The sequence below is a fragment of the Natronolimnohabitans innermongolicus JCM 12255 genome (assembly GCF_000337215.1).
GTDB lineage: Archaea > Halobacteriota > Halobacteria > Halobacteriales > Natrialbaceae > Natronolimnohabitans > Natronolimnohabitans innermongolicus.
In genome coordinates, this window is record NZ_AOHZ01000086.1 from 40,434 (window position 1) to 53,743 (window position 13,310).

Below are 13,310 nucleotides of genomic sequence, written 5' to 3' on the forward strand. Positions count from 1 at the left end.
GAATGATGGATCGTGTAGTGTATGGCAGGCGATACCAATAGCCAATCGACGCGTCGACAGGTACTACAGACGAGCGGAGCGGTAGTGGGGGTCGGCATCGCAGGCTGTGTCGGCGGAAGCGACGACGACACGCTCAGCTACATTAGCCGCGGTGGAATCACACAGGACGCCGAGCGAGAGTTGATGGCCGAGTGGTCCGAGGAAAGCGGGATCGACGTGACCCACCAGGAAGTCGCGGACGACACCGAGATGGTCGAACTCATCGCAGCCAATCCGAACGAGTTCGACTTCACGAATCCGGTCTCGTGGGCGTTCGAACTCAACCGACTCGAGCACGACGAAGAACTCTTCGCGGAGATCGACCTCGATCAGGTGCCGAACTACGACAACGTCGCCGACAACTGGCAGTCCGCACCGCTCGTCGAGGACAACCCCTACGGGATTTTTTATTACATCTCGACTCAAGGGTTGATCTACAACACCGAACACGCCGACGTCTCGTCGTGGGACGATATCAAAGACGACGAGTACGACGGGCAAGTGACGCTCCAGAACAGCGCCGTTTCGCGGTTCGGCAACTCGTGTGCGAGTCTCGGATACGACATCACGGAGGCCGCAAACGACGACGACCTCTACGAAGACGCCATCGCGGAGATGGAAGAACAGCACCAGAACGTCTTCACCTACTGGACCGCCGGCGACGAGTTCATGCGCTTGCTCCGGGAAGAGCAAGCCGCCGTTTCGGAGGGCTGGGGCGGCCGAGCCGAAAACCTCCAGGAGGACGGCCAGCCGGTCGAGTACGTCATTCCGGAAGAGGGCTGTATCACGTGGTCGACCGCGTTCGTCGTCGTCGAAGAGAGCGACATGAAAGAGGAAGTCTACGACCTCCTCAATTTCATCTACGAACGCGACAACGCCGTCGAACTGACCCAGGCCCACAAGTATCCCATTCCGCTCGAGGACCCGCCCGACGAGATCACCGAGCGCGCCGAGTACACGGAGGATCCGGACGATCTCGTCTGGATCGACTGGTCCGATATCGTTCCGTTACAGCAGGATCTAGAGCAGCGACACAACGAAATTCAGAGTTGACGGACCGAACCGATTTCGACGTTGGTCGCGAGGAGCGAGGTGGTTACTCCTCGAGTCGCGGAACGCCTTTTATCGTCACCGTTTCGCCGACGATGTACGACGACGCCGGACTGGCGAGGAACTGCGCGAGATCGGCGACCTCTTCGGGGCGCCCGATCGTCCGGTCGGCTCTCGCCCGATCGATTGCGTCGGCATCGTCGTCGATCCCCATCTGCGTCCGGACTCCTTCGGTGGCGACGAGCCCGGGTGCGATACAGTTGACCCAGACGTCGTCTTCCGCCCAGTCGGCCGCGACCGAGGTCGTGTAGTTGATGACGCCCGCCTTCGCCGCGCCGTAGTGGCTCATGTTCTGTGAGCCCCGCTGGCCGGCGACGCTTGCGACGTTGACGATGTGGCCGCCGCCGGACTCTCGCATCTTCTCGTAGGCGACCTGCGAGCAGTGGAACGTTCCGTGGAGATTGATGTCGACGATCGTCTTCCAGCCGTTCTCGCTGATCTCGGCCGCCGGCGCCTGAAAACTCGCGCCGGCGTTGTTGACGAGAATATCGAGCCCGCCGAACTCGTCGACGGTCGTCTCCACGAGGTCCTCGACGGCGGCCCGATCCGTCACGTCGCACTCGACGGCGAGCGCCTCGCCGGGGGCGTCGCCCTCGTTGATCCCGTCGGCGACCGGTTCGACGTTGGCCGCCTCCCGCGAGGTGACGACGACGTTCGCACCGTCCTCGGCGAACCGTTCGACGATTGCCTTTCCGATCCCGCTCGAGGATCCCGTGACGACGGCGGTCTTCCCGTCGACGCTGAACTGCGAGAGCGTCATCGGCGCCCCTCCGTCTCGTCGACTCGGGTGGTGCGCGGACGGTACCGCTCGCTGCAGGTCGTGTGATTTGCTACCATCGTTCTGAGTTGTATGCCATCGATAATAAAATCTCGCTCCGACCGATGGGACGCCGACCCGCCATCGGACACGGCGGAGACTCGTACCGGCTACCATGTCGACAAACCGTCGACACCGCAGGACGGGTCGTGGTTATGCCGGAACTGACCGACAGTGGTCCGTCTCAGCTCACCGATTCGGCAACGGGGCGCTTACGCCGGAACGTAGTACCGAACGCCGTCCTCGAGTCGCGAGTCGAGGCGCCCCTCCGTCTCGAGGTGGGCGAGCATGCCGACCGTTTCGACGAGCAGGCGCTCGATATCGTGTTTTCGCCCCGCTCGGCTGGCCGCGAGGCCAAACGCCGTCGTTCCGTCGACCGAGACCGACTCGGCGGTCTCCTCGAGACGCGACTCGATGTCCGCGATCGATCGCGCGACCATGGCCTCGTACTCGGAGTGTACCGGACCGTGGCCGGGGTAGACGCGGTCGACGTCGGCGGACCTGATGCGACGAAGCGACTCGAGGAAGGTCGTGACCGACTCGCGGACGCCGTCGTCGAAGTTGACGAGCAGCGCCGGCGCACGAAACGGTTCCATCGCGACGTCGCCGGAAAACAGCGCCCGCTCGCCGTCGAGTTCCGTTCGGTAGCAGTACTGCGAGACGTGATGGCCCGGCGCGTGGATCGGCTCGACCTCGAGCGGGCCGACGTCGATGGGCGTCCCGTGGTCGAGCCAGACGTCGACCGCCTCGAGCGGCAGCAGGGTCCGGATGGTTCGGTGAAATCCGACGAGTCGCTCGGTCGCGGTATCGAGTACGTCGTCGTCGACGCCGGCCTCGACGAGGTTCGTCCGGGTCGCCGCTGCGACCGTCTCTATGTCTCGCTCGTACCGGGTTGCGATCTCTCGCGGCGCGTACACGGTCGGCGATCCGTTCTCGAGCAGCGTCCGCACCTGCCCGATGTGGTCTCTGTGCGCGTGAGTGAGCAGCAGGTGGTCGACGTCACCGGGATCGCATCGGGAGGCGGCCAGTTCGGCGGCGAGTTCGCTTCTGGCGTCGTCGCCGGGCATTCCCGCGTCGACGAGGACCGGTTCGTCACCGTCGAGGAGGTACGCCGCCGAGTGTCCCGGCGGCCATTCGACCGTGAACTCGAGTCGATGGACGCGCCGCTCGATCCCGCTCGCGGGCGTTCGATCGGGCTCTTCCATGCACCGTCGTTTGCGAGCGGAGTATATAAGCGCTCGCCGTCGGGCTCGGTTCGGGTCGGTCGGGACGGTTAGGACGGTCAGGCCGACTCGAGTCCCTCCCGCTCGCGCAGGTCGAGGCGTCGAACCTTCCCCGTCGTCGTCTTCGGCAGTTCGTCGACGAACTCGATCGCGCGCGGATACTGGTACTTCGCCAGCCGGGAGCGGACGTGATCCCGGAGCGCCTCTCGCATCGAGTCGGTGGCGTCGGCGTCGTCGGCGAGCACGACGAACGCCTTGGGGATCTCGCCGCGAGTGTCGTGGGGGACGCCGATGACGCCGGAATCGGCGACCGCGTCGTGGTCGGCCAGACACTCCTCGATCTCCCGCGGGCCGATCTTGTAGCCGGAGCTGATGATGACGTCGTCCGTTCGACTCCGAAAGGAGAGGTAGCCGTCCTCGGATAACACGCCCAGATCCTCGGTTCGCAACCAGCCGTTTTGCACCTTTTCGGCGTTCGCGTCCGGCCGATTCCAGTACTCGTCGAAGCACATGGGATTGCCGTCGTACTCGAGTGCGATCTCGCCGACCTCGCCGCGGGCTACGGGGTCGCCAGTATCGGGGTCCTGAACGCGGACGGTGTGTCCGGGTGCGACGACCCCCATCTTGCCGAACTCGTGGCCGACGCCGAGCGCCGTGCAGTCGGCGACGAACTGCAGGGCCTCGGTCTGCCCGTAGACCTCGTGGACGACGGCGTTTTCGAAGACGTCGGTCAGTCGCGTGGCCGTGTCTCGGTCGAGGGCTTCGCCGCCCTGGACGATGACGCGAACGCTCGAGAGATCGTACCGGCCGGCGCGGTCGGACTGGATTAGCATCCGAAGCGCGGTCGCCGGGCCGCCGGTCATCGTCACGTCGTACCGGTCGATCAGTTCGAACTCCCGCGTGGGATCGAATTCGCCGCCCGCGTCGATAACCGTCGGCGTCCCGAAGTACAGCGCCGGGTACAGGCTGAGATACAGCGACCCGATCCACGACCACTCGACGACGGTGCGGTTGACGTCGTCCTCGCGCACCTGAAGGTTGTACTGGCCGAGCAACACCGCCGGCAGCGCGCCCAGCATGCTGCGGTGGGGGTGTACCACGCCCTTCGGATTCCCCGTCGTCCCGCTCGTGTAGATCATCATCGCCGGATCGGTCGCCGACGTCGAAACGGTCTCGAACGTCGACGCCCGTCCCTCGAGCGCGTCCCAGAATGCCTCCTCTTCGTCGGTCGGCGTCGCCTCACCGACGACGAACGTCGACTCGAGCGCCGCGAGGTCGCCGGCGACGGGGCGAAGCGCCTCGAGGCTGTCGTCGTGGGCGACGAACGCCCTCGCCTCGCTGTCCTCGAGGCGAAACGACAGCGCGTCCGGGCCGAGGAGGACGCTCAGCGGAACCGAGACGGCGCCGAGTTTCCACGCCGCGACGTGTGCGACGAGCGTTTCGACCCGCTGGGCACCGCTGACGGCGATCCGATCCCCGCGTTCGATTCCGCGGTCCGCGAGGACGCGCGCGAACTGGGTCGCGTACTCGTCGAGTTGGTCGAAGCTGTACCGAGTCGCCGACCCGTCGCTCGCCCCCTCGCTCGAGGCATCGACGAGCGCGGGACGGCCCTCGCCGGTCGCCCATCGCTCACAGAGGTACGTCGCCATGTTGAACGTCTCGGGGATCTCCCACTCGAAGGACTCGTACAGGTCCTCGTAGTCGTCCCACTCCTCGCGGAAGAACCGATAGGCGTCCAGGCGCGGCTCGACGTCGCGATCGTCTCTCATGCGTACCAGCAGCAATGTGGACTGTTGTGTTAAGAGTTACCGTCACACGCACTAGTGCGGGCCGCGCGACAACACGAGACACTCCCGTAATTTCCGAAAGGGTAACTGTTATTGTGGTAGACAGTAACTCACGAGATGGAATGGACCTAGGTATTACCGATAGGACTGCAGTCGTCACGGGCGGTGGCGGCCGAATTGGTGGTGCAGATTGCCGAACGCTCGCCGAGGAAGGCGTCAACGTCGTTCCGCTGGACGTCGACGTCGACGGAGCCCAGAACGTCGCCGAAGAGATCAACGAAACCGCCGGCGGCGGCGACGCCCTGGCGGTGGAGTGCGACCTCACGGACCGAACCGACGTAAGCGAGGCGATGGACGAGGTCAGAGACGAGTTCGGCGGCGTCGACATCCTCGTGAACAACGCGGCGATGGTCGACGCGAGAGACCGCATCGCCACCTTCGACGACGACGTCTGGGACCGCGACGTCGAAATCAACCTCACGGGAACCTACAACATCAGCAAGGAGGTCTTCCCGAACATGTGCGAACGCGGCTGGGGTCGCGTCATCAACATGTCGTCGATGGCCGGCTGGTACGGCGGCTTCGGGCAGTTTTCCTACTCGGCGACGAAGGCGGCGATGATCGGCGTCGGCAAGACGATGGCCCTAGAGGGCGCTCAGTCGGGCGTCACGTCGAACATCATCGCGCCGAATATCGTCGTCGGGGAGTGGTCGGACATGGACCCCGACGAACTCCGAGAGAACGTCGACCCCTACTTCGCCCGGATCGCCGAGGCGACGCCGATGCGACAACTCGGCAGCGAGGACGACGTCGCGGACATGGTCACCTACCTCAGTTCGGAACAGGCCTCCTACGTTACGGGACAGATCATCGGCGTGACCGGCGGCGTCGACCTCTTCTCGTTCTGACTTCTTCGGAACACGTTCCGTTTTTATCTTACCGCTCTCGAGCGGTCACTCGAACACAACGGCTATTAACTCGCGTTCTGTTTTATATCCTGGCATGGAAGGACATGACACTTCACCCGTCACTCGCCGGCGGGTGCTTCAATCCGGTGCGGTTGCGACCGGTGTCGCAATCGCCGGCTGTCTCGGCGGCAGCGGCGATACGATACAGTACATGGGACGCGGTGGTGCAACGCAGGATGCGTTCAGAGACGTCGTAACGGAGTGGGAAGAGGAAAACGACGTGGACGTTCAGCACATGGAGGTCGCGGACGACGCGGAGATGCTCAGCGTCCTCGAGGGAAATCCCGGCGAGATCGACCTCTGTAACCCCTCGCCGAACGGATTCGCACAATTTCGTGACGCGGATATCCTCGCCGATCTCGATTACGGCGAGATTCCCAACTACGACAATATCGACGATCCGTGGCACGATGTCCCGTTCCTCGAGGACCACGAGGATGGCGTCTACCGGTACATCTCGACCCAGGGGCTCGCGTACAACACCGAAGAAGTCGACGAGTTCGATTCCTGGGAGGAAATCGAACAGGACGAGTACGAGGGTCAGATCTCGCTGTTCGCGGGCGCGGAAGTACGATTTGCCAACGCTGCGGCCGCCGCGGGCGAAGACATCAACGAAATCGGAGACGAAGACGTCTTCGACGCGATCGTCGAGAAAGCCGAGGACCAACACGAGAACGTCTTCCAGTACTGGGCGTCCGGCGACCAACACATGCAGTTCCTGCGCGAAGAGCAAGCACTCATCTCCTCGGCCTGGGGCGGTCGAGTCCTCTCGCTGCAGGCTGACGACCAACCGATCGAGTACTTCATCCCCGAAGAGGGTGCCGTCACCCACAGCGAAGGGTACGCGATCCCCGACGGCAGCGAGAATCAAGAGACGGTTCACGAACTCCTCAACTGGCTCTACGAACGGGAGAACCTGATCGAACTGTCGACGAACATCGACTATCCGATCCCGATCGAAGATCCGCCCGACGAGATCACCGAGTTGCCCGATTATACGGAACACCCGGACGATCTGACGTGGATCGACTGGGACGTGGTGTTGCCACACCAACAAGAGATCTCGCAGGCGTTCGACGAAATACGCGGAAGCTAACCTCCCGGCCGCCGAGGCCCTGTTTTTGGGCGACCCACGCCCTCGAGCGACCGGTTCGAACGTCGACGTCTCGTTTCTACCGAGTCGACGTGGGCGTCACCGGATCGCGTCCGCCTCTCGAAGCTCCTCGAGTTCCCCGTCGGAGTATCCCACCGCCGAGAGCAGCGACTCGGTGTGTTCGCCCTGGGCGGGCAGGTCTTCGTTCGTCTCCGCCGGCGTCTCGCTCGAGCGAGCCGGGAAGCCGATTCGGGGCGGCGCGTCGTCGGGGCGTTCGACCAGGTCGCGCGCGTTCAGCTGCGGATGCTCGACCATCTCCGCGGGGCTGTAGACGCCGCCGAAGGCCGCGTCGACGTCGCCGAGGGCGTCCTCCCACTCCTCGCGGGTCCGCTCTGCGAACAGGGCCTCGAGCTCTTCGGCCACGGCCGCGAACGTCTCCGGATCGTGGTCTTCGTGGGCGTCGATGAGGTGTTCTTTGTCCACCGCCTCGCAGAACGCGCGCCAGAACTTCGGCTCGAGGGCGGCGAGGGTCACCCACTCGCCGTCGGCCGTCTCGTAGCTGTCGTACCAGGGGAACGTCCCCGACAGCGCGGTCTGGCCGGGACGCGGTTCGGCGGGGTCGCCGGTGAGGGCCTGATAGGTCACCGACTGCGAGAACGACGCGACGACGTCGCTCATCGCGACGTCGATGTACTCGCCGCCGGTGTTGCCGAGTTCGCGCGACAGCAGCGCTTCGGTGATCGCGAACGCGGAGAACAGCCCGCCGCCCATGTCGCCGATCGGATAGCCGGGCATCTGGGGTTTGTCTTCGGGGGATTCGCGGGTCATATCGAGCAGCCCGGCCAGTCCGACGTAGTTCAGGTCGTGGCCCGCCCGATCCGCCCACGGTCCGTCCTGTCCGTAGCCGGTCAACGAACAGTAGATCAGCTCCTCGTTGTACGAGCGAAGCGTCTCGTAGTCGATTCCGAGCCGGTCGACGACGCCGGGTCTAAACTGTTCGAAGACGACGTCGGCCGATTCGACGAGCCGGTAAAAGGCCTCGGTTCCCTCGTCGGATTTCAGATCGAGCGAGACGCTCTTTTTGCCCCTGTTTACCATCTCGAAGATGGCGCCGACGTCCCGTTCGGAGCGCGGTTGCCCGTGGCGGGCGTAGTCGCCGGCACCCGTGTCTTCGACTTTGATGACTTCGGCGCCGGAGTCGGCGAGCAACTGGGTCGCGTACGGTCCCGGAAGCAAGCGCGTGAGGTCGAGTATGCGTACTCCGTCGAGTTGCATAGTTTACCATACACGTTCCGGTACTTCAACGTAGGGATTGCTGGCGGGTCGAAAACGGGGGGTTGTGCGGCTCGTTAGCGCCCTTTGAACTCCGGCTCGTAGTCGTCCTCGGCGAACGCGCGAGCGCCCTCTTCGTGGTCTTCGGTCGCGAGCAGCGGCTCGAACACCGTGTTGTCGTACTCGATGCCCTCCTCGAGGGTCGACTGGGTTGCCATCCGGGCGGAGTCTTTGATCGCCTGGATCGCCAGCGGCGGCTTCGAGGCGATCGTTTCGGCGAACTCCTGGGTCGTCTCCTCTACGTCGTCGGGGACGCGGTTGACGATACCGAGTTCCTTCGCGCGACTCGCGCTGATGTGCTCGCCCGTCATCGCGATCTCCTTGGCCGCCGCCGGGTTGGCCAGTTTCGCGATGTACTGGACGCCGCCGGCGCCGGGGATGATTCCCAGATCGACCTCGGGGAGTCCGAGGCGCGCGTCTTCGTCGGCGAACCGGAAATCACAGGCCATCGCCGTCTCGAGGCCGCCGCCCAGACAGTAGCCCTCGATCTTCGCGATGACCGGCGCCGGGAAGTCGCGGATAAACCGGTAGTGGTCCCGGCTGGAACTCGCGCCGGCGGCGGCGTCGTCGAACTCGGTGATGTCGGCGCCGGCACAGAAGTTCCCCTCCGCGCCCTCGAGGACGACCACTCTGAGTGCGATCTCCTCGTCGTTCTGGTCCTCGAGCAGTCGAAGGCTCTCGATGATGTCGTCGCGCAGTTGCCCGCTCAGTGCGTTGAGCGCGTCGGGTCGGTTCAGGGTCACGCGGCCAACGCCAGTGTCTTCGTCGAACGCAACCGTCGTCGTATCTAACGATTCCTGCATACAGGTACACGTTTTCGTGACAGCATATAATTATGCCGATGGGTGCCACTGTGAGGTGAACCGCGGTGACGTGGTCCGTTCCGTCGTGCGGGTATAGTTTTATACGGTCCGTCTGCAACCATACTGACGTATGACAGACCGAGACGTCTTTTTGCCAGTCGGTGCACAGCCGACGCTCGACGCGCTCGTCGAGCAGGCGATCGCCGCGGAAGAACTCGGATACGACCGAGCGTGGTTCCCGGAATCGTGGGGTCGAGACGCCGTCACGGCGATTACCGCGGCGGCGGAACGGACCGACGAGATCGGCCTCGGAACGAGCATCGTCAACGTCTACTCGCGTTCGCCCGCGTTATTGGGCCAGACCGCGGCGACGTTACAGGAGGCGACCGACGGCCGGTTCCGCCTCGGCGTCGGCCCGAGCGGACCGATCGTTATCGAGAACTGGCACGGCATGGAGTTCGGCAACCCCCTCCGCCGAACGCGGGAGACGATCGAGGTCGTCAAGCAGGTGCTGAGCGGCGAGATCGTCGAGTACGACGGCGAATACTTCGATCTGGACGGGTTCAAACTACGGTGTGGCGCGCCCGACCCGATTCCGCCGATCGACGCCGCGGCGCTCGGCCCGAAGGCGGTCGAACTGGTGGGTCGCTTTGCCGACGGCTGGCACGCGGTCAATTACACCAGAGGCGGCATCGAAGACCGACTCGAGGACCTCGAGCGAGGGGCCGACCTCGGCGACCGTGACGTCGACGACCTCCGCGTCACTCTGTCGGTCGGATGCTGTGCGCTCGAGGACGCGGAGCGGGCGAACGACCTCGTCGCCCAGCATATCGCCTTCTACATCGGTGGCATGGGGACGTTCTACCGGGATAACCTCGCTCGGCAGGGGTACGAGGACCTCGCTCACGAGATCCACGACTCCTGGCAGGAAGACGAACGCGACCACGCGGTCGAGCTCGTCAAGGCCGAACTCCGCGACCAGATGGGTGCGGCCGGAACGCCGGCCGACGCTCGCGCCCAACTCGAGCAGTTCGAGGAGATCGACGCCGTCGACGCCGTCTACGTCTCGTTCCCGCGCGGAGCGACCACCGAGGAGATCCACGAGACGATGGAGGCCCTCGCGCCGTAGGCGGATCATCCACCTCGCCGTTAACCACAGAATTTTTACACGAAGCAGTGATCTTTATATGCTTATTTCGACAACGTGTAGCCACTAATGGCGAAATCAGTAGATAGTAGTCCAGGCGTCTCTTTCGGCGTCGATCAGGAGACGGAGCTCATCCTCCAGAACATCGACGAGTTCATCCAACAGGAAGTCAAGCCGATCGCCGACGAACTCGGCGAGACGCTGACGAATCCCCGACTCGGCCACGAGCCGGACGGTCGACTGACCGACGAGGTCGTCGAGGCCCAACAGGAGGTTCGACGCAAGAGCGCCGAGGCGGGGTTCTACGCAATGAACATGCCCGAATCGGCTGGCGGTCAGGACGTCTCCGCGATCACCTGGTACCGAGCCAACAAACGCGTCGCGAAGTCCGACGTTCCGCTGGCGACGAACGTCCTCGCCGGCCCGGAGGGTCCGAAACCCCTGCTCGCCCAGGCTGAGGGCGACCAGGTCGAAACATACCTCGAGCCGGCGATGCGCGGCGAGAAGTCGACGGCGTTCGGTCAGACCGAGCCGGGCGTGGGATCGGACTCGCCGAACATGGAAACTCGCGCCGAGAAGGACGGCGACGAGTGGGTGCTCAACGGGACGAAACAGTGGATCACGAACGCGCCCTACGCCGACTTTATCCAGGTGTTCGCGCGGACGACGCCACAGGAGGAAGCCGGTAGACACGGCGGCATCACGTGTTTCATCGTCGAGCCCGACGAATACGAGATCGGCTCGCTGAACAACGCCGTCGGCGCGGAAGGGGTCCAGGCCGAAGTTCACTTCGACGACGTTCGTCTCGCCGAGGACCGCGTGCTCGGCAACGTCGACACCGCCTTCTACGACGCCATGTCGTTTCTGGGCCTCGGTCGGGTGGAGATCGGCGCGACGGCGGTCGGCCACGCCGAGTGGCTCCTCGACGAGGCGACGGAGTACGCCAACAGCCGGGAGGCCTTCGACGAAAACATCGGCAAGTACCAGGCCGTCTCCCACAAGATCGCTCGCGGCCGAGCGAACGCGTTTGCCGCCGACACCGTCGGCCTCAAATGCGCGTGGCTGCTCGACCAGGGCGAGCAAGCGATCGCCGAGTCGTCGATCCTCAAGTGGTTCGCGACGAACACCGTCTGGGAGATCGCCGACGACGTCGTCCAGATTCACGGCGCGAACGGACTGGCCGAGGAGAACCCGTACATGAACCACCTCCACCGCGCGCGAATCCAGCGGATCGTCGAAGGCACCGACGAGATCCAGCTCAACACGATCGCAAAACAGTACGGCGTCGAAACCTGATCTTCCGATCAGGACTCCCAGCCAACCAGTTGGCCCTCCTCCTGCTCGAGGGGCGATTTGAGCACTTTTCCGGTCGGATTCCGCGGCAGCGACTCGATGAACACGAACTCTCTCGGTTTTTTGTAGTCCGCGAGTCGGTCACCGACGTATGCCTGGAGTTCCTCGGCGGACGGCTCCTGGCCGTCGACGGGAACGATCGCCGCCTTGATTCGTTCGCCCCAGGTGTCGTCGGGCGCGCCGACGATCGCCACCTCGTCGACGGCCGGATGTTCGTGGAGCGTCTCCTCGATCTCGGCCGGATAGACGTTCTCGCCGCCGGTGATGATCATGTTGTCGGCCCGACCGACGAATTCGACGAAGCCGTCTTCGTCCTGGCGAACCAGGTCGCCCGAGACGAAAAAGCCCTCCTCGTCGAACACCTCGTCGGTCTTCTCTGACATCCCGTGATAGCCATTGAACATCGTCGGGCCGCGGTAGCAGACCTGGCCGATCTCGCCCGGTTCGACCACCTCGCGAGTTTTCGGGTCGATGACCTTGAGCAGGACGTTGAGAACCGGTTTGCCGACGCTGTCGGGGTGCTCGAGCGCCTGATTCGGCTGGAGGAACGTCGTCGTCGGCGACATCTCGGTCTGGCCGAACGCCTCCTGTAAGTCGGCGTCGAACGCCTCCGAGATCGTCTCCTTGAGTTCCCGCCCGGACGGTGCGGCGCCGATTCCGAACTCCTCGAACGCCGAGAGGTCGTACTCGTCGAAGTCGTCGACCGCCAGCAGCGCTCGCGCCATCATCGGAACGAAGAAGCCGGAGGTCACCGCCTCCTCCTCGATCACGTCCATGACACGGTTCGGTTCGAACCCGTCCATCAGGACGGTCGTCGCACCCGCGTAGTAGTTGTTGACGAACATCCCGAACGCGGCGATGTGAAACAGCGGCGTCACGATCAGTCCGCGTCCGTCGACGTTGACGTCGCGTCCCTCGAGGGCCTTCTCGACGATCCCGTTGACAGTCATCTGGATGATGTTGTCGTGGGTGAGCAGACAGCCCTTCGGATCGCCGGTCGTCCCGGAGGTGTACATCAACATTGCCTCGTCGACCCGAGAAGAGGCGATCTCGACGGAGTTGGTGCCGGACTGCTCGCGGAAGTCGACGTAATCGTCGGCGTAGTCGGGTCGGTCCGTCCCGTAGAACAGCGTCTCGTCGGGCACCGTCGGTTCGTCGTGGATCTTGTCGACGATCTCCGCAGCGTGATCGTCGAACAGGAGCAGTTCTGCGTCGGAGTCCTCGAGGACGTACTGTACCTCCTCGGCCTGAAACCGGTGGTTGACCGGGACCGGCAACGCGCCGATTCGCATCGCTCCGAGGTACGTCTCGAGCGTCGGGATCGAGTTCGTCGTGTAGACGGCGACCTTGTCGCCGCGTTCGATGCCGCGGTTTTGCAGGCCGTTCGCAACCTGATTGATCCGCTTGTCGAAGGTGTCGTTCGTGATGGCGGTCCGTCCCCCGTCGACGGGCGTCATCACGATCGCCTCCTTGTCCGGGAACTTGTACGCGTTCCGCTCGGCGAGCCAGCTAAGGGTTAGTCCTTGCATGAGAGTTACAACCACACATCCCGCCATAGGTATTACGGTCAACACGTTGTGCCGGTTCGGCTGACAAACGGCGGACGTGGAACGGCCGATGGACGACGGTCGATGGATG

Annotated in this window: 11 protein-coding genes; 5 read left to right on the top strand and 6 right to left on the bottom strand. The window is 64.0% G+C overall.

Annotation, left to right across the window (positions count from 1 at the left end; all coding sequences use genetic code 11):
* Positions 1 to 21 precede the first annotated feature (21 nt).
* Entirely contained in the window at positions 22 to 1,092 is a 1,071-nt protein-coding gene (locus C493_RS18640) for an ABC transporter substrate-binding protein (protein WP_083912449.1), read from the top strand.
* A 43-nt stretch (positions 1,093 to 1,135) separates the two neighbouring features.
* Here the strand turns inward: C493_RS18640 and C493_RS18645 are convergent, their stop codons facing one another.
* From C493_RS18645 to C493_RS18655, 3 genes are all read right to left on the bottom strand, one after another.
* Entirely contained in the window at positions 1,136 to 1,909 is a 774-nt protein-coding gene (locus C493_RS18645) for an SDR family NAD(P)-dependent oxidoreductase (RefSeq protein WP_007261046.1), read from the bottom strand.
* Between the two features lie 269 nt (positions 1,910 to 2,178).
* On the bottom strand, positions 2,179 to 3,171 hold the full coding sequence (locus C493_RS18650; protein WP_007261047.1) for an MBL fold metallo-hydrolase: 993 nt from the start codon (positions 3,169 to 3,171) through the stop codon (positions 2,179 to 2,181).
* Positions 3,172 to 3,248: 77 nt separating this feature from the next.
* A complete protein-coding gene (locus C493_RS18655; RefSeq protein WP_007261048.1) occupies positions 3,249 to 4,958 on the bottom strand; it encodes an acyl-CoA synthetase in 1,710 nt (569 codons plus the stop codon).
* A gap of 140 nt (positions 4,959 to 5,098) precedes the next feature.
* On the opposite strand from C493_RS18655, the gene C493_RS18660 reads away from it, so the two are divergent.
* Both C493_RS18660 and C493_RS18665 read left to right on the top strand, forming a co-directional pair.
* Complete coding sequence (locus C493_RS18660) at positions 5,099 to 5,884, top strand: SDR family NAD(P)-dependent oxidoreductase (RefSeq protein ID WP_007261049.1); 786 nt, start codon at positions 5,099 to 5,101, stop codon at positions 5,882 to 5,884.
* 94 nt (positions 5,885 to 5,978) lie between these two features.
* A complete protein-coding gene (locus tag C493_RS18665; RefSeq protein WP_152421207.1) occupies positions 5,979 to 7,040 on the top strand; it encodes an ABC transporter substrate-binding protein in 1,062 nt (353 codons plus the stop codon).
* 96 nt (positions 7,041 to 7,136) lie between these two features.
* On the opposite strand, the gene C493_RS18670 is transcribed toward C493_RS18665, so the two are convergent.
* A complete protein-coding gene (locus C493_RS18670; protein WP_007261051.1) occupies positions 7,137 to 8,312 on the bottom strand; it encodes a CaiB/BaiF CoA transferase family protein in 1,176 nt (391 codons plus the stop codon).
* 74 nt (positions 8,313 to 8,386) lie between these two features.
* Entirely contained in the window at positions 8,387 to 9,172 is a 786-nt protein-coding gene (locus C493_RS18675; protein WP_007261052.1) for an enoyl-CoA hydratase/isomerase family protein, read from the bottom strand.
* Between the two features lie 130 nt (positions 9,173 to 9,302).
* Between C493_RS18675 and C493_RS18680 the strand changes: the two genes are divergently transcribed.
* Together C493_RS18680 and C493_RS18685 are read left to right on the top strand one after the other, a co-directional pair.
* Complete coding sequence (locus C493_RS18680; protein WP_007261053.1) at positions 9,303 to 10,301, top strand: TIGR04024 family LLM class F420-dependent oxidoreductase; 999 nt, start codon at positions 9,303 to 9,305, stop codon at positions 10,299 to 10,301.
* Positions 10,302 to 10,388: 87 nt separating this feature from the next.
* A complete protein-coding gene (locus tag C493_RS18685; RefSeq protein ID WP_007261054.1) occupies positions 10,389 to 11,615 on the top strand; it encodes an acyl-CoA dehydrogenase family protein in 1,227 nt (408 codons plus the stop codon).
* An 8-nt stretch (positions 11,616 to 11,623) separates the two neighbouring features.
* On the opposite strand, the gene C493_RS18690 is transcribed toward C493_RS18685, so the two are convergent.
* The gene (locus C493_RS18690) at positions 11,624 to 13,201 is read right to left on the bottom strand and encodes a class I adenylate-forming enzyme family protein (RefSeq protein WP_007261055.1); all 1,578 of its coding nucleotides are present in this window, start codon (positions 13,199 to 13,201) and stop codon (positions 11,624 to 11,626) included.
* Positions 13,202 to 13,310: the final 109 nt, after the last annotated feature.